13 protein-coding genes are annotated in these 20,606 nt (G+C 63.0%); 8 read left to right on the forward strand and 5 right to left on the reverse strand.

Translation table 11 applies throughout. From position 1 onward, the window contains the following. Window positions 1–296: 296 nt before the first annotated feature. Together PLANPX_RS24725 and PLANPX_RS24730 are read right to left on the reverse strand one after the other, a co-directional pair. A complete protein-coding gene (locus tag PLANPX_RS24725) occupies window positions 297–1,109 on the reverse strand; it encodes a helix-turn-helix transcriptional regulator (RefSeq protein ID WP_172992316.1) in 813 nt (270 codons plus the stop codon). 49 nt (window positions 1,110–1,158) lie between these two features. After that, window positions 1,159–1,575 (reverse strand): hypothetical protein, encoded by a 417-nt coding sequence (locus PLANPX_RS24730; protein ID WP_152101305.1) that lies wholly within the window; start codon window positions 1,573–1,575, stop codon window positions 1,159–1,161. Window positions 1,576–1,850: 275 nt separating this feature from the next. Between PLANPX_RS24730 and PLANPX_RS24735 the strand changes: the two genes are divergently transcribed. Then, on the forward strand, window positions 1,851–2,468 hold the full coding sequence (locus PLANPX_RS24735) for a sigma-70 family RNA polymerase sigma factor (protein ID WP_152101306.1): 618 nt from the start codon (window positions 1,851–1,853) through the stop codon (window positions 2,466–2,468). Continuing rightward, the gene (locus PLANPX_RS24740; protein ID WP_152101307.1) at window positions 2,449–5,634 is read left to right on the forward strand and encodes a WD40 repeat domain-containing serine/threonine-protein kinase; all 3,186 of its coding nucleotides are present in this window, start codon (window positions 2,449–2,451) and stop codon (window positions 5,632–5,634) included. Before PLANPX_RS24735 ends, PLANPX_RS24740 begins: the two co-directional genes overlap by 20 nt. Window positions 5,635–6,151: 517 nt before the next feature. On the opposite strand, the gene PLANPX_RS24745 is transcribed toward PLANPX_RS24740, so the two are convergent. Further along, the gene (locus PLANPX_RS24745; protein ID WP_152101308.1) at window positions 6,152–7,717 is read right to left on the reverse strand and encodes a FecR domain-containing protein; all 1,566 of its coding nucleotides are present in this window, start codon (window positions 7,715–7,717) and stop codon (window positions 6,152–6,154) included. Next, entirely contained in the window at window positions 7,714–8,241 is a 528-nt protein-coding gene (locus tag PLANPX_RS24750) for a sigma-70 family RNA polymerase sigma factor (RefSeq protein WP_152101309.1), read from the reverse strand. The genes PLANPX_RS24745 and PLANPX_RS24750 overlap by 4 nt, the downstream gene beginning before the upstream one ends. Window positions 8,242–8,841: 600 nt before the next feature. Here PLANPX_RS24750 and PLANPX_RS24755 point away from each other — a divergent pair. From PLANPX_RS24755 to PLANPX_RS24765, 3 genes are all read left to right on the forward strand, one after another. Continuing rightward, complete coding sequence (locus PLANPX_RS24755; RefSeq protein ID WP_152101310.1) at window positions 8,842–11,418, forward strand: PEP-CTERM sorting domain-containing protein; 2,577 nt, start codon at window positions 8,842–8,844, stop codon at window positions 11,416–11,418. A 79-nt stretch (window positions 11,419–11,497) separates the two neighbouring features. After that, entirely contained in the window at window positions 11,498–12,481 is a 984-nt protein-coding gene (locus tag PLANPX_RS24760; RefSeq protein WP_152101991.1) for a DUF1559 domain-containing protein, read from the forward strand. A gap of 44 nt (window positions 12,482–12,525) precedes the next feature. Then, window positions 12,526–12,936, forward strand: a complete 411-nt coding sequence (locus PLANPX_RS24765; RefSeq protein ID WP_152101311.1) for a hypothetical protein — start codon at window positions 12,526–12,528, stop codon at window positions 12,934–12,936. 30 nt (window positions 12,937–12,966) lie between these two features. On the opposite strand, the gene PLANPX_RS24770 is transcribed toward PLANPX_RS24765, so the two are convergent. Further along, window positions 12,967–14,346, reverse strand: coding sequence for an APC family permease (locus PLANPX_RS24770; RefSeq protein ID WP_152101312.1), 1,380 nt, complete (start codon window positions 14,344–14,346; stop codon window positions 12,967–12,969). Between the two features lie 287 nt (window positions 14,347–14,633). Between PLANPX_RS24770 and pbfA the strand changes: the two genes are divergently transcribed. The 3 genes from pbfA (at window position 14,634) to PLANPX_RS24785 (ending at window position 20,489) form a co-directional block, all read left to right on the forward strand. Then, complete coding sequence (gene pbfA / locus PLANPX_RS24775; RefSeq protein ID WP_152101313.1) at window positions 14,634–16,022, forward strand: aspartate aminotransferase family protein; 1,389 nt, start codon at window positions 14,634–14,636, stop codon at window positions 16,020–16,022. 130 nt (window positions 16,023–16,152) lie between these two features. Beyond that, the gene (locus PLANPX_RS24780) at window positions 16,153–18,783 is read left to right on the forward strand and encodes a DUF1553 domain-containing protein (RefSeq protein ID WP_152101314.1); all 2,631 of its coding nucleotides are present in this window, start codon (window positions 16,153–16,155) and stop codon (window positions 18,781–18,783) included. 209 nt (window positions 18,784–18,992) lie between these two features. Then, on the forward strand, window positions 18,993–20,489 hold the full coding sequence (locus tag PLANPX_RS24785) for a DUF1501 domain-containing protein (protein WP_152101315.1): 1,497 nt from the start codon (window positions 18,993–18,995) through the stop codon (window positions 20,487–20,489). The last annotated feature ends 117 nt before the right edge of the window (window positions 20,490–20,606 follow it).

Here is a 20,606-nt window from a genome sequence, read left to right on the forward strand (position 1 = left end):
ACTAGATTCGCAGCCAGCGGCCCGATGAGCTGACTCGATAGAAAAGGAGCGGAACGGCCTCAGCCTGCAGCATTCCACACCCGCCTTGCGGCATTGCGCAGCAATGTCGTGTGCTGGAGTCTTGTGAAGGAGCGGCCTCTACACAATCCCCTCGGATGAGGGGACAAGCCAATTTTGCAGTGAGAAGTCTCAATCGAGGCAATGCGTGCAAAAATCGATGCGATTGGTTCGCCAACGCTGCTTGCACTTCAGTTGTAGGGAGAACACCCCACACACGGACTCGCGATCAATCACGCTTAGCTCTCTACAGCGCGCGAAAGAGTCGCTTCTGAATCGCACTTCGGTTGATCTGTTTGCCCGCCAAAAAAGAAATGCGCCTGCAACTCTGCCCGGCTCGTCACGCCAAAGCTCCGGTGCAGTTTCTTCTGGTACCCCGCTACCGTGTACTCGCGGATTCCCAGCTTCGCGGCGATCTTCTTTCGCGTGTCGCCATTGAGCATCAGCGTCAGCACTTGCTGCTCCCGCGGCGAAAGCTTGATCGCCTGCTGCTGCGCTCGCGGATGCACTCCATGACGATGCAGCCACTCGACCTGCCCAAACAACAACGCCACGATCTGCTTCTCGCGCAACGCGAAATCGGCGCGCTGCTGCCGTCGGTAAAAAGCCACCCGCGTGGCGGCGTCTTCGTCGATTGGAAAGAACGATAGCAGCAACTGCAGTTCGTCCTCATCTTGCAATGTGGCCTCTGCCTTCGCGCGGCGCAGTTCGCGCAATAAAAACGTCGCCGGCGTCCCCGCTTGCAACGCGGAGTAAACCGCCGCCCCAGAAACGCCGGGTCCGCGTTCCGGTGCAAACAACGCCTGCACCTGCGCCTGCTCCGCCTCCGATTGCCACCCGTCGCCGATCTGGCAAGATGCAGCCCAAACGCCGGGGTTCTCGTGATCGACGGCAATCGACGCCCACGACCACGCATCGGCCCCAATCATCTCGGCCACGCCGCCGGCAAATTGCCGCTTCCGCTCGGGAACGGCGAGACCAGCCTTCGGCTCCGCCAAACGGGCCAGCAGCGCAATCGCTGCTTCGTAATCGTGAGAACTGATGTCGGTCATAGCTGGCGTGGCAAAAACATAGCGAAGCGACCTGTCGGCCGATCTACACTCACGGAACATCGGGAAGCTGCGGCGGCGCGGCGGAATTCCACTGCCGACGAATCTTCACCGCGACGCCCCCTGCCTGGCGATCGACCTGGTACGCAACCAGCCGATCGGTCACGCCCTCGTACTTCGCCCGAATTTCGCACAGCACCGGCGCCAGCCCGCTGGCGGCAGCGACCTCGTACCGCCGAGCCGCGACGACGCGGTAGGAGTGCAGCCGCTGCGTCGCCTCAATCCTCCCCGCCAAGGCAAGAAGTTCCGGCGGCCAAAAGGCGTCAAACGTCGCTCCTGGAAAACCGTTCAGCGATTCCCGATAGGCATGAGCCGCGAGATTTAACGGGCAATCGGAGATCTCTTCCGAGTCGCACTCAAGACTCAGTCCGTCGAGCGGACCATGCAGGAAGTACCACCGAATCATCATACGAGTAGCTTTGCGGCAACGTGGCGTCGCGCACATTCACTCAGCGCGCATGGAGGGGCGGACGCCCCCTAGTCTTGTATTCGCGGTTTCGGCCGCGAACCCGACGCGCCAATTCCCCAAAATCTCCAGAAAAGCGACATACCTCTTGAGAGGTAATTGATTGACTCCCACGACGCCGCGGGTCATAACTCCAATGGCCGCGGGACTGAATTCTCCCCAAATTTTCTTGCCATTCTGTTTCACCGGGCCCGCTTCAAGTCACATTCGGGCCACCTATGGATTCCGCCGCTTCCGATTGGCAGTCGAAGATCGCCGCTGCGCAAGGCGGCGATCGCGAAGCCCTCGGCGAAATCTTTCGCGTCCTCCGCACCTCGCTGCAGGGCATGGCAAACGGCCAGATGGACGCGCAGCTCCAGGTAAAAGTCAGCACCTCCGACATCGTCCAGGAAACGCTGATCGAGGCCTATCGCGGGCTCGAAACGTTCCAGGGCACGTCCCGCGGCGAGCTGCTCGCCTGGCTCCACGGGATCCTCACGCACCGCATCCTCACCGCCAATCGCCGGTTCCGCGGGGCCGCCAAGCGAAATCTTGAATGCGAGCGTTCCCTCACGCGCAGCGAAGGCTCCCAATCGCTCCCGCTTCTTGCCCACGAGCTCAGTTCCCCTAGCCAACACGCCGCGGCCAACGAGGAACTCGCGCAACTCGAAATCGCGCTTCGGCAACTTCCCGCTCGGCAGGAACAAGTCATCCGCCTCCGCAACGAACTGCGGCTCTCGTTCGCCGAGATCGCCGAGATGCTCGATTGCAGCACCGATGCGGCCCAAAAACTTTGGTCACGCGCCATCAGCCAGCTAGCACGCAAGCTCAACGCCCATGCGAAAGATCGAGGGTAACAATCCGCCGAGCGACCGCTGGTCCGCGTTGGCCGCGCAGCTTCTCAAATACGACGAAGCCAAGGACGGTCCGCACGACAGCGAGATTGACACGGACGACGCGCCGTCGACTCGGCTCGAAGAGGAAATCGCCTGCATCGATCTCCTCCACCGCGTCTGGACGACCGAGACGCCCGCCTCCGCTCCGCTGCCGCCCGACAAGTCGTTCACCGAGTTCACGCTGCTGCGCGAAATCGGCCGCGGCGGGATGGGCGTCGTCTATGAGGCCGAGCAGCTCGCCCTGCGGCGCCGCGTCGCGCTTAAAATCCTCCCCATCGCCTCGGCCCTCAGCGAAGGCCGGCTCGCGCGGTTCCAGAACGAAGCCCTCGCCGCCGCGACGCTCAATCACCCTAACATCGTGCCGGTCTATTCCGTCGGCTGCGAGCATGGCCTCCACTACTACGCCATGCAGTTGATCGACGGCCAAAGCTTGGCCGAACAAATCGCCAAACGCCGTAAGAACCCGCAGGCAGCGGAAACCGATTACTTCGAACTCGCCTCGCTAGCCGCCCAAGCAGCCGACGCTCTCGAGTTCTCGCACCGAAAAGGGATCGTCCACCGCGACGTCAAACCAGCGAACCTGCTACTCGACGACGTTGGCAAGCTGTGGGTCACCGACTTCGGCCTCGCGCGACTCAGCGACGAAGCGGGGCTCACCTCCACCGGCGACATGCTCGGCACGCTCCGCTACATGAGCCCCGAGCGGATTGCGTCGAACTATCCCATCGTCGATCCCTCGGCCGACGTTTACTCCCTCGGCATGACGCTGTTCGAAATGATCGCGCTCCGGCCGGCGTTCGATGGCCAGGACCGCGCGGCGCTCCTGCGTCAGATCCTCGAAGACGAACCGCCCCGCCTACGGCAAGTCGCGCCCAACGCGCCCGTCGACTTAGAGACGATCGTCGCAAAGGCCATCGAAAAGGATCCAGCGCAACGCTATCCCTCGGCCGCCGCGCTCGCCGCCGATCTGCGGCGCTTCATCAATCGCGAGCCCATCGCCGCCAAGCCCCCTAGCGTCGTCGATCGCGTCGCGAAATGGTCGCAGCGTCATCGCACGTTCGTCCGGCTAGCCGGCTTGTTCGCGGCGCTCCTCGCGGCAACGTGGACCTTCAATTCGATCCGCATCCGCCACGCGCTCGACGAAACTTCCGAACTCCTCTACATCGCCGACATGAACCTGGCGTTCGAAGCCTGGAAAGATGGCTGGAGCGATGCGGTTCGCACGCCGCTCGATCGTCAGATACCGCGCGACGGTCAGGTTGATCAGCGCGGCTTCGAATGGAGCCTGCTGTACGGCGCCTCGCAGAAGCCGCGCGTCTCAGTGCTGCTCGGGCACGAGGGAGCCGTCACCGAGATCGCCGTTTTCCCCGATCGCCGTCGCTTAGCCAGCGTCGGCGTCGATGGCACGCTCCGCATCTGGGACATGCCCACCCAATCGCTGCTCCGCACCATCGAAGTCGGCGACAGTAAGCTCTTCTCTGTCGCCGTCTCGCCTAACGGCCGCTATGTCGTCGTCGGTTCCACTGCGGCTCATCTGCTCGACCTCGAGTCCGATGCGCCAATGAAAGAAATCTTCCGGCACGACAGCAACATCGAGTCGCTCGCGTTCCATCGCGACGGCGAGCAAATTGCCGCCGGCATTCGCTATCACGAAGTTTGTCTCTTCTCTCTCAACGGCGAAATCATCAAACGAATTCCCTGCGACGCCCGCGGCTACACCTTGGAATTCCATCCCCAGCGGCCAAGTTTGCTCATTCCGAACCGTCAGGACGAGACGAGCGAGGTCCGCAGCAGCCTGATTCAAATCTGGTCTGACGACCTGAGCGCGATGCAATCGAAAATCACTAACGGCTCGCGCAAACATGGCGGCACGCTGACTCACGCCCGTTGGTCTCCTTGCGGCAAATACTTCGTCGCGGGGGAGGTCTACCAATCGCGAATCCATCTCTACCCGCACAACTCCGATCGCAAAATCGACAGCACGCCGGTCGCTCGCCACCGACTCAGCGACTTGGCCTACTCGCCCGACGGCTCGACGGTCGCGATCGCCTACGAGAATGGAATTCTCGAACTCTGTCCCATCGACGCCAATCTCGACGACGCCCCCTCCTTCGGCCATCGCTCGCAGGTCTTCAAGGCCCACAATGGCGAAGTGCTGGCCGTCCGCTTCGTCAACTCGAAAAAGGTCGTCACCTGCGGCCAGGAAGGCAGGATTCGAATTTGGTCGCTCGGCGGTCGCGACACTCCCGATTTCAAAGTCACGAAGGATCATCTCCTTGAGTTCGACGTCTCTCCCGACGGCAAGAACCTTCTCTTTGTCGGCGACACCGGCTACATCGTCGCCGACGCCGAGCACGAAGAAGTGCGCTATCAGTACGCCCACGCCACGCGCAAACACAAGCTCTGCGCCTGGTCGCCGCGCAGCGATCGCTTTGCCGTCGGCTGCAAAGGCCCTAACCGGTTGCTGGTAGCGGGCGCCTCGGGACGCGTCCAGAAAAACCTGCCCATCGACGACGAGCCCCACGGCATCTGTTTCTCGCCGGACGGATCGACGGTGGCGGTCGTCATGGACCAACAACTAGATCTGTGGGAACCCCACACAGAGCGGAAAGCGGGGCAATGGAAACTGTCGCCCAAGTCACGGTGCGCGATCTTCACGCCCGACGGCAAAACGCTCATCGTCGGCGGTCACGAAGATGGCGTCACATTCATTCCGATGGATGGCCGCAAGTCGACGAGAACGATCCCCTGCAAGCTCGTTGACAGCGTGGCGCTCAGCCCCGACGGATCGCTGCTCGCCACCGGCCATCTCGACGGCGTGATTCGACTCTGGAACCTCGACAGCGACGCCCCGCCGGTAGAACTGGTGGCCCACCTCCGCTATGTCCGCAAACTCGCGTTCACGCGCGACGGCCGCACGCTCATCTCCGCGAGCGACGACGGCGCCATCCGACTCTGGTCCGTCGCCCATGGCCGCGGCTTCGGACCATTCGTGAAGCGCGCCCGCAACGGCTCCGCCGGCGCCGCGGGAATGTTCGGCCTGCCTGCCGACAATCGTTTTTTGGCAACGGCCTGCGAAACGACCAACCCCGATTCGCCCGCGATCGACATCTGGAACATCGAATGAGCCGCTGAAGCTCACCGGCAAGCGAAGTCGAGAATCTTGCTACGAACGCTGACGGAGGGGTGGCCGAAAATCGTTGCGGACGCCGCCGCTCCGATTTGCTATGGTGAGGATGGCCAGGGCGCTGCCGCGCGCCGGCCCAATCTTTGACAACCAAACGTCCCGAGCGCGCCTGCTTCAGCAGACGCGCAATCGACGCAGCAAACCAGTTGTCGCCTGTCGCCTGTCGCCTAGTGTCGCCTAGTGTCGCCTCGCGACATCAACCCAAACGCGACATTAGCCGCAAAGCACTGCACAAAAACAACTTACAACCATCGCTTAGTGTCGCCTAAAATCGCATTCGCGTCGAGAAGCAATGCGACACGACGCGACAAGAGAAGCCAGCAGGCGCCTCCAAGCTCAATCGGTACGTTGCGCATCAGCCCCCGGAGGGGGCGACATCATGTAGCCAGGGGCGCCAGCCCCTGGTTCGACGCATCCTAATTATCTGAAGCCCCGGAGGGGCGACACAGAACTCAACTTACTGCACGACTTCGGCCGCAATCGGCTTCGCCTTCAACGGCGCCGTCGCGATCCCGTACATGTTGTAGCCAAACGTCGCGCGATGCTTGTTGACCGAGCCGAGTTGCACGACCCGCGGCTCGCGGACTTCCTGCTTCCACACCGAAAACGTCATGTCGACGCTCTCGCCGGCGCCGGCGCCGAGTGCGAAGTTTTTGTGGTAGACCGACTTCGCTTCGTCGAGGCCGACGTCGACGCCCGTGTCGACGAAATCGTCCTTCAGCCACTGCGGCGGGTCCATGCTGTCGCTGTAGAAGACGTAGAAGTTCGCCGGCTGGCCCACGTCGACCCACACGGCAAGGTCTTCGTGAAACTTGTCGTCGTTGAACGGCATCACGTACTCGGCGCCCTCAAGATCGAGCGGCAGACCCTTGTCCGTCAGGCTGTTCCACTGATGATCGCGATCGACGAACGCCGGCGAGTCTTCATGCAAGCCCGACCGCACGATGCGGTAGAACTTGTTGCTGTCCCCCGCGCGAATGTTGTCGGTCACGTCGCGAATGATCGGCGTCTCGGGCCCGTCGCTCGGGCGCACTGAAGCCGACACCGGGAACCGATCGCTCGCGATCGCCATCACCCGATCGACGCGACCATTAGCGCCGACGCGGAGCGCTTCGCCTTTGTTCAACCGGCGTCGATCCGCATCGGCATCAGGCGAGCTGCCGTACTCCAAGTCGACGATCCCCTGGAACACGGCGACTTCGGTCTCGCCATCGTCTCCGATCGCAACGCCGAACTCCGTGCCGAGATCGATCACCCGCGCCGTCGGCGTGTCGATCGTAAAGCCGATGCCGGCCGCGCCGACGCGAGCTGAAATCGTGCCGCGATCGCTAAACATCGACTCGTGCGAGTTCACTTTGAAGTGAGCCGGGCCGATGACGACGACTTCCACGCCCGTGTCGAAGATGAGCTCGATCTGCCCCGAGCGGAGCGCGACCTCTTGGCCCACCTGCAAGCGGCTCAGTTCGGGAAACTCGCGTTCGTTTTCCCACACCGCGTCGATCGTCCGCGTCACGGTCGCCACGCTCGCGGCCCGTTCGCCAGCAGCAGGAGCGACGACGTTGGGATCATCTGCCGCGGCTGACTCCTCGGCTTGCGCGGCCGCTTCGCTGGCAGCGAGCGGACCGGCAGGCCCCCCGGCCGCCGGCCCGCTCCCCTGCCCTGCGAAGAACAACAAATACGTTCCGGCGCCGATGAGCGCCGCAGCCGCCACGGCGAGCAATGCTCTCCACGCTGGCCGCGATCGTTGCGTTGCTCGCGCCTCAACGGCATCCGCTGAGGCAACGCGCAATGATCCGTACGGCTCAGCCACTGCGTCATCCTCGATCGGCACCGTCGTATGGGCAAACGACCACCGCAGACTCGCCGTGTCTTGAATGTACTCGACGTACACCTCGCGGAGCGCGGGCTCGTCGTGCAATAGTTGCTTTAGCTCGGCAAGTTCCTCCGCCGTGGCGGCGCCGTCTAGCTTCGCCGCCACCAAATCATGCACGCGGCGGAATGCTTCGTCTTGTTCGTTCATCATGTCACCCCCTCCGCCGCCAACCGCCGACGGATGCACTTATGCAGCGACAATCGCACCCGTTGCAACGCCTTGTGGACCGACGCCGTGGTGCGATCGAGCGTCTCAGCCACTTGCTTGATCTTCGCCCCCTCGGCATAGCACCGTGCGAGCAACTCGCTTTGCCGCGGTTCGAGCGCCGCGACGCACTCGCGAAGCGCTTGGTGCCGGACGTCGGCCAGGGCGCTGTGGGCCTCAAACTCCTGAGCGATCAACTCTACGAGCGAATGATCGAAGAAGAGCCGGCTGCGGCTCACCCGCTTCCGCCACGACAGGATCTGGAAGTGCGCCACCCGCACGGCCCACGCCTCGAAATTGGTTCCGAGCTCGAAGCGATCGAACTCGCTCCAGAGCCGGATGTTCGTCTCCTGCAAAATCTCGTCGGCGTCGTTCCAGTTGGGGACGATGCCGAGGATATAGGCGTAGACGCGTCGCTGATGCTGAGTCAGCAGCCGCACGAACTCTTCGCGAGTCGATTCGGAGATCATCGACGATACCTGGTTAGCGCTAGACGAGTGGGAGAGGAGAGCTAGCTATTTTTCCATGGCCGAGCAGTGCGATTGTGGACGCCGAATCGCGCCAAGTCGTTTCGATTTGTCGCAAGTCGTTGAAGATCGGTCGCGAAGCGGCGAGCCGGCGTCCAGTCTGACCTCATCATCGCCACGGATTCGCTCGCTCGCCAAACCCTGCACAAATCAACGCAAGCCAAACCAGTACAACAACTTAGAGCCGCAATCTTCCGACGCCGCTGGCCCGTTTCAAGATTGCGAAATATTTCGCGTCCAGAAAGCTGCAGCCCTGGCCCTGAACTAACGTCCGCAATCTCCCGCATCGGCCGACTTCTCGGGGGCAGCCGACCGATCGGCGGGTCAGGACGGACGACGCTCTCTTCCACTTTTAAATGTTGCCGCATTCGCCGCGAGCAATTGGGCCCGCTTGAAGGAGCGGCCGCGTTGCCAGCGCCGCAGCGCCAACGATTCGTTCGGCCGCACTCGACGTTTCCCCTTTTCACTCAGCAGTTCACTGCAGCCCATGCCTCGCCTGTCGAGGTTGCTCATCTCTATCTGATTCAACAGGAGCTTACCTTCGTGATGCGCACCTCTCTTCGCCAAGGCGTTTTACGTCTCTCGCTCGTCGGCCTCTCGGGCGGGGCTTGGTTGGGAATCGTTTCGACGACCCATGCCGGCATCTCCTACACCACGGCAGAAGCGCTCTACACCGAGAACTTCAACACGCTGCCCACCACCCCGGCCAACGGCTCGTTGGGTTCTACGCCCGGCGGCTGGATCGACGACACCGCGTCGCCCGCGGGCGGCAACTTCAGCCTGGCTGGGTTCCACCTCTGGCACCCGACCGTCGTCTCTCCGGAAGGTGGCGCGAACGGTCACCAACGGCTCCGCGCGGGCAGCGGCAGCAGCGGCACTGGCGCCTTTTATAGCTTCGGCGCGACTACCAGCAGTACCGAACGAGCGCTCGGCATGGTGAACTCCGCCACCGTGACGCCTAACGGCGATTCGGCCTACATCGCTCTCCAACTCGTCAACAACACGGGCGTCACGCTCAACAGCTTCACCCTCAGCTACAACGGCAAGCAGTTCCGCTCGGGCGCCGACTCCGGCGAAACGCTCGCCTTCGCCTATAGCACCACCGCCACCGACGCCGACTGGTTCAGCACGGCGACGTACAACAGCGTGGCGGCGCTCAACTTCACGGCGCCGGTCGTCACGGCCACCTCGGCGAGCGTTAATCCAGCGAACGTGGTTCCGATCAGTTCCACTGTCGGCTTCTCCTGGGCGCCAGGCACTGAACTCTGGCTCCGCTGGTCCGACACGCAGATTACCAGCAAGGACGACGACGGCCTCGCCATCGACGACCTGCAGTTCTCGGCGTCGACCGCGGCAGGCCCCTCGCTAACCGTCAACTCGGCGACCACCGGCCCCGCGCTAACGCCCAGCACCTGGGCTAACAATCAGGCCCCCGACGCACTGCACAATTATCACGTCCTCAGCGGCCATACCGTCACCGTCAACGGGGCGTTCCCCGGCACGGAACTGCGGGCCCTCTCGGGCGGCGTGATCAACATCAGCGCAGCGGGCAACGGGCAGGCGATTTCCAAGATCACCGTCGAATCTGGCGGCAACCTCACTGAAACCGTCGGCGGCGCCTTCACGCTCGGCAGCGCCGCGTTGCTCGCCGACGCGAGCCTCGCTTCGGCGCAAGGCGAACTTCAAACGGCCCAAGACCTTGTCTTCAACGCCGACGCAGGCGCCGACGTGGCGATCGGCCTGCGACTGAGCGGCGCCGGCAACATCGACGTCAACAGCAACGGCGCCGGCTCCGATCTCATCATCTCCGACGCCTCCTCCCACACCGGCACGATCCGCTTCAACGGTACCGGCGATCAAGTGCGACTGGTGAAGGACAAGGACTTCGGCCGCATCGACATGAACTCGACCGGCGAGAATGCTTTCATTTACGCCAACACGGCGCAGGTGATCGGCGGCGTGCTCACGTTCAATCAGAACGGCAAGATCGACCACGCCGCCACCGGCAACCGCATCGTGCAACCGTCGGTGATCAACACCACCGACAAGACGGTGACGGTCGACCTCAGCAAGAGCTTCCCCACCGACGAACGCCGCTTCATCCTCGAGAACACGCTCCAAGGGAGCGGCGCCATCAACGTGGTCGGCTCCGCCGCCGACCCCACCAACCTCGGCAGCGGCGGCACCAACGGCACAACGCTCAACGAGTTCGAACTCGGCACGCAAACGGAACCCGCCACGCTCGCCAACAACAGCTTCAGCGGCGTGCTGACCGCCAGCGATTACGTCAACATCGAGCTTCGCAAGAACCTCCGTGGCGCCAAAATCGTCGTCAACAACCACGCCGTCGTCGACGTGGGCCACCCGGTCGTCGAGCTCACTAAGACCTACGAGTTTGGCGAAATCCAAGTCAACAACGGCGGCACGCTCGAAGTCGGCTTCGAAGCGAGCATCGCCGGCGCGCAGATCGGCCGGCACGTGGCGGAGCTCGCGCTGGTCAACAGCTCCGGCCGCTCGGGCAGCCTCACCCTCGGCGACGGCTCGACGACGGTGATGCAGATCAACGGCACGGGCGCTCACCAGTACGACACGATCACCGCCGCCGGCAATGTCTCGCTCGACGGCACGCTGAAGATCGTCGTCAACCCATCCGCGTTCACCGGGACGAACTCGATCTACAACCCAACGCTCGGCGACGTCTTCCCGCTGATTACGCTCACGGGAACCTCGTTTGCCGCCGCCGATTTTAATCACAGCGGCGCGGTCGACGCAGCCGACCTCTCCGTCTGGAAGACGGCCTTCGGCTCGACCAACTTAGGCGACGCCAACAGCGACGGCGTCACCGACGGCAGCGACTTCCTCGTCTGGCAGCAGCAATTCGGCACGACGAGCGGCATCAGCGGCAACTTCGATTCGCTCGTCGTCGAAGATCCGTTGGGCTACATGGCCGGCTCGGGCTTGGCATTCCAACTGTCGAAGACCGCGACCGCGCTGAACCTCACCGTCGTCAGTGCCTCGCCGCTCGCAGCAGTGCCGGAACCGGCGTCCATGCTTCTGGTCGCCGCCACGATTCCGCTGCTGGCGGCCGGCGGCCGCCGTCGTTCGGCTCGTCTGGCTTAAGCGAGAACAAGACCAACGCATTCATTCCTACGCTCAATCGTCCGTATCGCCGCGGCGGCATGCCGCTCACGAGGTTTCGATGAGAACTCAGCGCCGTCCCCAAGCCTTCACGCTGGTAGAACTGTTGGTCGTGATCGCCATCATCGGCGTGCTCGTGGCGCTGCTGCTGCCTGCCGTGCAGGCAGCGCGGGAAGCGGCGCGGCGTTCCGACTGCATGAACCGCCTACGGCAATTGGCGATCGCGTCGCAGAATCACCACGACTCGAAGAACGTCTTTCCTTCGGCTTCGACGACGAAGCTTCTCGCGGGCACGACCAACCAAGTCACTTCGCTCAGCTACCTCGTTCAGATTTTGCCGTACATCGAACAGCAGAACATCGGCAAGACGGTGAACTTCAACCAGCATTGGTCTGACACGACGAACTACGACGCCTCGCGCACCCCGCTTCCCTCGTTTCGGTGCCCATCTAAGGAAGACGGCGAGATGACGTTCACCGCTCAGCCGGGCGGCAACGACGCCGAGGAATTGAACTTGCTGCGAGCGCACTTCATGGCCGTGATGGGCGCGAAGAAAAACTGCCCGATTGCCGCTAACGAGACTTATCCCGCCTCCACGTACGAAATGTCCGCGTCATCGACTTGCGGCGACGCTGGGGGAACGGCCTTGAACGGCGTGATGTTCCCCGGCAGCGAGGTCTCGTTCAAGGACATTACCGACGGTTCCACCAACACCTTCCTCATCGGCGAGGTCGCCTGGGACGTCGGCCCGCAACGCGTCTGGCTCGTTGGCTCCGCATCGAAGACTGGCGTGTACAGTTACAACTATACGGCGAAGAACGTGATGTGGCCGCTCAACACTGCCTACCGCGCCGCCAGCGGCATGCCGGCCAGCGGCTACTACAACAATGATCTCAGCTTTGGCAGCCTGCACCCAGGCGGGGCGCACTTCGCCATGGCCGACGCCTCGGTGCAGTTCGTTCGTGAAGACGTCGATCTCGTCGGCGTCCTTCGCCCGCTCGCGAGTCGCGCTTCGGGCGAAGTCGTTTCGATCGCCGGCAACTGAATCGTCATCTTTACCCAATATTCAGCAGCGTTTGACAATCCGCTATGCGTTTCCAAATTGCCCTCCAACTCGCGCTGCTCGCCGCGCTGACATCCCTTGGCTGCGGCGGCTCCGGTCCGACGCTGGCGCCCGTTACTGGCAAAGTGCTGCTCGATGGCAAGCCCCTCGCCACCGGCCAAGTCCTTACTCAGCCAACTGCTGGCCGCGGCGCCAACGGCTCCATTCAATCGGATGGCACCTTTACGCTCTCCTCAGGGCGAGAACCAGGCGCCATGGTAGGGACGCACCAGGTCGCCGTCGTCGCCTACGAAGGAAGCGGCTCGACTTCGCCCGAAGCCCCGCAAGGCAAGCTACTCGTCCCGCAGCGCTACACGAGCACCGAGAACTCGGGCCTAACGATCGAAGTGAGCAGCGGGGAAAACACGCCGACGCTCGAGCTTACGAGCGCGAAGTAAAACCGCTGAGTTTCTGCTGGCGCCAAGAAATCACTCTGAGCCACGCCGCAGCCAAGCCTCGCGCACGCCGAACGCCGCAACGCCGCTCGCGTAAACCGCCAGCAGTAACCAGAAGAGCGCGACCTCGCTCGTTCCCAACAAGAACAGCCACCCCGCCAGCGCAACGAGGCTCGGCAACGGGTACAGCCACATCCGGAACGGCAGCGGATGCGTTCCATCGCGCCGCAGTAGGTGAAGCGCAACGATCTGCCCAATAAACTGGACGACAATCCGCACGGTAACGGCGCCCTTGATCACTAGCTCCAGTTGAAAGAAGCAGAAGAGCGCCGTTAGCGAGCTCAGCAGCCCAAGCGCCGCCCACGGATAGCCCTTCGTGGGATGCAACTTCGCGAACGGTGCGAAGAAATCGCCGTTCTTCGCGGCGGCGTACAGAATCCGCGAGTAGCCGAGCGTCATCGCAAATAGCCCGGCGAGGCAGGTCCAAATGATCAGCAGCGTGAAGCCCGCCGCGACGCGTTCGCCGCAGAGCTTGGTCATAAACGCGGCCGCGATGTTCGTGTTCGCCAGCGTCCCCGGCTCCACCGTTTCCTGCCACGGCACGACGCCGATGAACGCGAGGTTCATCGCGATATAGATCGCGGCCACGATAAGAATCGACAACAGCACCGACCGCGGGATCGTTTTCTCGGGCTGACGAACTTCGTCCCCCAAGTTGCAAATGTTGTAGTAGCCGAGATAGTCGTACACGGCGACGGTCATCGCGGCGCCGAGTCCGATGATGAACGTGCCGTCGAGCTTGAACGCATTCGCGGGAAAAGTAATCAGCCGGGCGTCAAAGTGAAACGCGCCGAGCACAATCACCGTGCCGACCGCGACCAGCACGCCGCTCACGAGCAGCAAGCTCAACTTGCCAAGCGATTCAATTCGCTGCCGCAACAGTAAGTAGACGAGGCCGACAAACAAGCACGCCGGCACGCCGATGGCGACGGTATCGTTGACGCCCCAGTGGCGAACCGCGCCGCTATAACTCGGCGCCAGCGAGATGGCGAAATTCGACGCTGCAATATAACCAGAGGCGACTTCGAGCGTCCCGCTCACGAGAAACTGCCAGATAAACAGAAATGGCAGCAAGCGTCCCCACCACGATCCGCGGAAGATCTCACGCAGAAAGTGATACGTCCCGCCGCTGCCGGGGAACGCGGCGCCGAGTTCCGCCCAAATGAGCCCGTCGCACATCACCACCAACATCGCCACGCCCCAACCGATCATCGCCTGCGGCCCATGCATTGCCGCGAGCAGCACCGGGATGGTAATGAACGGCCCGGCGCCGAGCATGTTTGCCACGTTGAGCGACGTGGCGTGGAGGGTATTGAGCCCTCGTTCCAATTGCGGCGGCGCGACTTCGTTCATCGGCAAGCGTTGGCGGCGGAGAGTGCGGGGCGAGAGCGTCGGCAAGTATCGTTGGCCATCCAGCAAATCGCAAGCGCAGGATGGCGGCCGCTCAGTCTCTGGAGGAGCCGTTTAGCCCGACGCAATCTGGCCGTCGCGGGGCGCAAATAGACTGGAGCCCTGCCGCTAACCCGCCTGGAGACTCCCGAATTCAGTGTTTAAGCTGCGCTCAACATTGATTGCGACCAGCGTCCGACGTATCGCAAACGACGCAGTCCAGCGGCATCTCAGGCACACGATTCGACGCCATGGTTCCATCCCGACCGGGCCTTGTCCATCAACTTGATCCCGCCGCGCAACGGTCTGAAGGCGATGTCAATCGCTCCGACCGTCGCACCGAATGGCAAACCGCGGCACTCGACGAGCGAACGCAGCGGCTGCTCGCGGAAGATTCGAAGTACTTCCTGCATCAGTCGCTATCGAGCCCCTGCCTTAACGCGCTCGAGAGCTGCGAAGGAATCTATGTCACCGACGTCCAAGGGCGGCGGTACATGGACTTCCACGGCAACAACGTTCATCAAGTCGGCTTCGGCCACCCCGACGTCGTTGCCGCTGTCCGCAGACAACTCGACGAACTCTCGTTTTGCACGCGGCGTTACACGAACCAGGTGGCCGTCGATCTCGCCCGCAAGCTGACGGAGATCACGCCGGGCAATCTCAACAAGGTGCTCTTCTGCCCCGGTGGCAGCGAAGCGATCGGCATCGCGCTGAAGCTTGCCCGTATCGCCACCTGCCGGCACAAGACGATCAGCATGTGGGATTCGTTCCACGGCGCGTCGCTCGATGCGATCTCGATCGGCGGCGAAGCGATCTTCCGCGCCGGCGTCGGACCGCTCCTTCCCGGCACGGAGCATGCGCCGCCCCCCGACGAGTACCGCTGCCTGTGGGACTGCGGCTCGCGCGGCGGCTGCGATCTGAAGTGCTCGAACTACATCGAGTACATGCTTGAGAAAGAAACCGACGTCGCGGCCGTCATTGCCGAGCCTTGCCGCGCGACTCCTTACATTCCGAAGCCGGAGTATTGGCAACGCATCCGCAAGGCATGCGATCGGCACGGCACGTTGCTCATCTTCGACGAGATTTGGCAAGGTCTCGGCCGCACCGGCCGGTGGTTTTCGTGCGAGCACTTCGACGTCGTGCCCGATATTCTGGTGACGGGCAAGGGCCTTGGCGGCGGCATCATGCCGCTCGCGGCGCTGGTGGCGCGTGAGGAGCTCGACATCGCGGGCGATCGCGCGCTCGGCCACTACACGCACGAGAAGAGCCCCGTCGCCTGCGCCGCCGCGCTCGCCACGATTGAAGTGATCGAGCGTGAAGGTTTGCTTGAGCATGCCGCGCGGCTCGGCGAGTACGCGCTCGATCGACTCCGCGAATTGGCCCGTCGGCATGAGCTCATCGGCGACGTCCGCGGCATTGGGCTCACGCTGGGCGTCGAGCTAGTGAAAGACCGCAAGACCCGCGAGCGGGCCACCGATCAGGCAGAGCAAGTGATGTACCGTGCGCTCGACAAGGGCCTCAGCTTCAAACTGACGATGGGGAATATCTTGCTGCTGACGCCGCCGCTGATCATCACCCTCGATGAACTCGACTACGCAATCGACGTCATCGACCGCTGCCTGTACGAAGTAGCGGCGTAGCGGCGCCTGTCGATGCTTATTTTGCTACAAACCGCAGCTTCAGCCATATCGCAAAATCTTTGCCGAGATTGGTGAGCGCCGCCCTCGAAAGGCCTTTTGCTTGGTAGCCTAATGGGAACGAAAGGCCGCGATGCGTCGAACCCTCCTGCTACTTTCCACCGCTTTCACGATCACTTGCGCGGCGAGGACGCTCACCAGCCGGGCCGCTGAAGCGACGGCCGCCGCGGCGGTCGACTTTCATCGCGACGTGCTGCCGATCTTGGCCCGCGCCTGCTTCGATTGCCACGGCCCCGACGCCCAAGAGAGCGCCCTTCGACTTGACATGCAGAAGGCGGTGCTGGCTGGCGGCGAGCTGTTTGGCGCGGCGATTGTTCCGGGAAGTGCCGAGGAAAGCCCGCTCGTTCGCTTCATATCCGGCGAGGGCGAGTTGGAGATGCCCCCCACCGGCGCCAAGTTGACGGCCGCCGAAGTCGAAACGATTCGCCGCTGGGTCGACGCCGGCGCTCATTGGCCTGGGCCCGCCGATGAACCCGTGACGGCGCCCCTCACTTCCAACCATTGGTCGCTGCAGCCGCTCGTGCCGACTAGTCCGCCGAACGATGGCGATCCGTGGATCGCGACGCCGGTCGACGCCTTCATCATGGCGAAGCTTCGCGAGAAGGGACTCACTCCCTCGCCTGCCGCTGATCGTCGCACGCTCATTCGACGGTTGTACTTCGACATGCTCGGCCTGCCGCCGACGCCGGAACAGGTCGCGGCGTTCAGCGCCGACGAGCGACCAGACGCCTACGCAAACATCGTGGAGCAGGTGCTCGCATCGCCGCGCTACGGCGAGCGTTGGGCGCAGCACTGGCTCGATGTGGTGCGATTCGCCGAGTCGAGCGGCTTTGAAACCAACGGCCCGCGCCCCAACGCGTGGCCCTATCGCGACTATGTCATCGCCGCATTCAACGACGATAAGCCGTACGATCAGTTTATCGTCGAGCAGCTCGCCGGCGACGCGAGCGGCGAGTCGGCCGCCACGGGATTCCTCGTCGCCGGCGCCTGGGACCAAGTGAAAAGCCCCGACGTCGGTCTGACGCTCATGCAGCGGCAGGACGAACTTGCCGACATGACGAACACGACGGCCACGGCCTTTCTTGGCATGACCGTCGGCTGCGCGCGATGCCACAATCACAAGTTCGATCCCATCTTGCAGAAAGATTTTTACGCGTTGCAGGCGGTGTTCGCGGGCGTGAACCATGGCGAGCGGCCTTGGATTAAACCAGATCGCGAACAGGCGAACGACGGCCTGCGGCCCGCAGTTAGCTCGCTGGAGAATGAGGAACGCTTCGATCCGATCGAAGCGACGGCCGTTCGCTTCACGGTGGCCGCGACGAACAACGGCAGCGAGCCGTGTCTCGACGAACTCGAAGCCTGGACGCCTGCTGGTGGGGACGACAACTCTTCGCGCAACGTGGCCCTCGCAGAACATGGCGGCCAGCCAAGTTCCTCGGGCAACTATGCCGACACTTCAAAACATCGCCTCGCGAATCTCAACGACGGCAAGTATGGCAACGACTGGAGTTGGATCGCCGAGACGCACGGGCATGGCTGGGCCCAGGTCGACTTTGCCGCGCCGCAGGTGATCGACCGCGTCGTGTGGGGCCGCGATCGCTTGGGCGGCTACGCGGACCGCTTGCCGGTCGACTACCGCATCGAAGCGCTGCAGCGCGACGGCAGTTGGCGCGAGGTCGCCAACTCGAAGACGCGGCGTCCTTACAACAATCAGGGCGCCATGGTCTACGCCGGCACGTTCAGCCAACCGGCGGAGCCGACGCGGCGACTGTTCCGCGGCGATCCACTGTCGCCGAAGGAGCCAGTCGCTCCCGACGCCCTCTCCGCGCTCGGCACGCTGGGGCTGTCGCTCGACGCTCCGGAGCAAGAGCGGCGTCTCGCGCTCGCGCGGTGGATTGCCAGCCCGCAGAACCCGCTCACGTCGCGGGTGATGGTGAACCGCATCTGGCAGCATCATTTCGGCGTGGGGCTAATCGACACGCCGAGCGACTTCGGCGCCAACGGTACGCCGCCGACGCATGCGGAGTTACTTGAGTGGCTCTCTCAAGAGTTCATCAACCGCGGCTGGTCGATCAAGGAGCTTCATCGCCTCATCTTGCTGTCGAACACCTACCAGCAGTCGAACCAATCGCGCGAGCAATGCGCGGCGGTCGATGCCGGCTCGCGGCTGCTGTGGCGCTACCCGCCGCGTCGACTGGAGTCGGAAGCGATCCGCGACACGGTGCTGCAGCTCACCGGTTCGCTCGACCTGACGATGGGCGGCCCCGGGTGGAGTGCGTTCGCCGCAAACGAAAACTACGTCCGCGTCTACGAACCGAAGATGGAGTTCGGCCCGCCTGAATGGCGGCGGATGATCTACATGCACCGCGTGCGGATGCGACCCGATGCGATCTTCGGCGCCTTCGACTCCCCCGACGGCGGGCAAGTTTGCCCTAAACGCGGCACGTCGATCACAGCGATTCAGGCCCTCAACTTGTTCAACAGCCGCTTCACGATCGACCAAGCGGAACGACTCGCCACGCGATTGCGCGCGGAGGCAGGCGACGATGCAGCGGCGCAAGTGCAGCGGGCGTTCCAACTAGCCTTCACACGCGACGCCGATGAACTCGAACTCGCCGCCAGCCAACAACTGATCGCCTCGCACGGCCTACCAGCCTTCTGCCGCAGCATCCTCAACGCCAACGAACTGCTGTTTATCCCTTGAGACTCAAAGACTGAGAGCTTAACCACGAAACACACGAAAGGAACGAAATGAAAACATAGAGACGGAACCGCCGATAGACGTGAATGAACGCTGATAAGCCATTTCATTGGCGTTCATCTGCGTCCATCGGCGGTTCCTCAGTCTTCTAAGTTCTTTCGTTACTTTCGTGTGTTTCGTGGTTAAAAATCCCCGCCTTCGAACCCTGCATCATGACCAATCCTCTCTCACGCTCCGGCCGCGACCTGCTCAGCCGTCGTCAGTTCTTCGGTCACACGGGGATCGGGCTCGGCGGGATCGCGCTCGCTCATCTGCTGCACGCCGACGGCAAGTTGGCCCACGCAGCCGGTTCATCGGCAGGCGGCCCCATTCGTCCGGCAATCGATCCGCTCCGCCCCCACGCCTCACGGGCGCCTCACTTCCCTCCGCGGGCGAAGAACGTGCTGATGATCTACTGCTCCGGCGCCATCAGTCAGCTCGATACGTTCGACTACAAACCCGAGCTCTTCCGCCGCGACGGCCAGCCGATGCCGGGGGCTGATCAGTTGGTGACGTTCCAAGGCGAAAACGGCAACCTCACGGCGCCGCGATACAAGTTCCGCCCGCGCGGCGCCTGCGGCAAAATGACGAGCGACCTGCTGCCGCGCATCGGCGAGTTGGCCGACGACCTCTGCTTTATCCATTCGCTCACCAGCAAGACGAACACGCACGGCCCCGGCGAAAACTTCATGGCCACGGGGTTCACACTCGATGGCTTCCCGAGCATGGGCGCCTGGGTGAACTACGCCCTCGGCTCCGAGAACGACCAGCTACCGGCGTTCGTCGCGATTCCCGATCCGCGCGGCGTGCCGCAGTCGGGGACGAATCACTGGGCGCCCGGGTTCTTGCCGGCGGTCTTTCAGGGAACCGCATTCAACGCCAGCCAACCAGTCCGCTTCCTCGACACGCCCGCCGGCGTGACGCCGCAGAGCGACGCCGCGTCGCGGGACTTCCTCAAACTGCTTAACGATCGCCACCTCGAACAATTTCCGGGCGACACGCAGCTGGCCGCGCGGATCGCGAGCTACGAACTTGCCGCGAAACTGCAGATGTCGCTCCCCGACGTGGCGAACATCGACGCCGAATCAGCCCACACGCTCAATAGCTACGGCGCCAACGACGCCGATCCGGTGAAAGCCGGCTTTGCCCGCAACTGCGTTCTCGCCCGCCGGCTGGTGGAACGCGGCGTCCGCTTCGTGCAGCTTTTCAACGGCTCGTACGCGATGGGCGAAGGGGTTGGCAACTGGGACGGACATAAGGCGCTCTACGAACAGTACGCGGTGCACGGCCCGATTCTCGATCAACCGGTCGCCGCGCTCGTCGCCGACCTCAAGCAACGCGGCCTACTGGAAGACACGCTCGTCGTCTTCTGCACGGAGTTCGGCCGGATGCCGACGTTCCAAAAAGGGGCGTCAGGCCGCGATCACAATCCGAAGGGTTTTACTGCGTGGCTAGCCGGCGCCGGCGTGCGGGCGCCCTTCAGCTACGGAGCGACCGACGAGTTTGGTTACCAAGCCGTTGAGAACGTCTCGACAGTGTACGACTTCCACGCGACGATTCTGCATCTGCTCGGCCTCGATCACACGCGGCTCAGCTTCTACCACAACGGCATCGAACGCCGGCTGACCGACGTCCATGGCGAGGTGATTCACGCGATGCTGAAAGCGTGATTGTTTTTTTACCCCCTGGCTCCGCCAGGGGGTCGGCCGCCACTTCGATAAGCATCGCCACTAGTAATGCTACCCCCTGGCGGAGCCAGAGGCTGGAAAGACATTTAAGCGTCACTG

This window comes from Lacipirellula parvula, from assembly GCF_009177095.1.
Taxonomy (GTDB): Bacteria; Planctomycetota; Planctomycetia; order Pirellulales; family Lacipirellulaceae; genus Lacipirellula; species Lacipirellula parvula.

Excerpts from the sequence above, each read along its gene's own strand:
- PLANPX_RS24770 (WP_152101312.1), bottom strand. The coding sequence starts at position 14,346 with ATGAACGAAGTCGCGCCGCCGCAATTGGAACGAGGGCTCAATACCCTC.
- PLANPX_RS24730 (WP_152101305.1), bottom strand. The coding sequence starts at position 1,575 with ATGATGATTCGGTGGTACTTCCTGCATGGTCCGCTCGACGGACTGAGT.
- PLANPX_RS24765 (WP_152101311.1), top strand. The coding sequence starts at position 12,526 with ATGCGTTTCCAAATTGCCCTCCAACTCGCGCTGCTCGCCGCGCTGACA.
- pbfA (WP_152101313.1), top strand. The coding sequence starts at position 14,634 with ATGGTTCCATCCCGACCGGGCCTTGTCCATCAACTTGATCCCGCCGCG.
- PLANPX_RS24780 (WP_152101314.1), top strand. The coding sequence starts at position 16,153 with ATGCGTCGAACCCTCCTGCTACTTTCCACCGCTTTCACGATCACTTGC.
- PLANPX_RS24725 (WP_172992316.1), bottom strand. The coding sequence starts at position 1,109 with ATGACCGACATCAGTTCTCACGATTACGAAGCAGCGATTGCGCTGCTG.
- PLANPX_RS24735 (WP_152101306.1), top strand. The coding sequence starts at position 1,851 with ATGGATTCCGCCGCTTCCGATTGGCAGTCGAAGATCGCCGCTGCGCAA.
- PLANPX_RS24760 (WP_152101991.1), top strand. The coding sequence starts at position 11,498 with ATGAGAACTCAGCGCCGTCCCCAAGCCTTCACGCTGGTAGAACTGTTG.
- PLANPX_RS24785 (WP_152101315.1), top strand. The coding sequence starts at position 18,993 with ATGACCAATCCTCTCTCACGCTCCGGCCGCGACCTGCTCAGCCGTCGT.
- PLANPX_RS24740 (WP_152101307.1), top strand. The coding sequence starts at position 2,449 with ATGCGAAAGATCGAGGGTAACAATCCGCCGAGCGACCGCTGGTCCGCG.
- PLANPX_RS24745 (WP_152101308.1), bottom strand. The coding sequence starts at position 7,717 with ATGATGAACGAACAAGACGAAGCATTCCGCCGCGTGCATGATTTGGTG.
- PLANPX_RS24750 (WP_152101309.1), bottom strand. The coding sequence starts at position 8,241 with ATGATCTCCGAATCGACTCGCGAAGAGTTCGTGCGGCTGCTGACTCAG.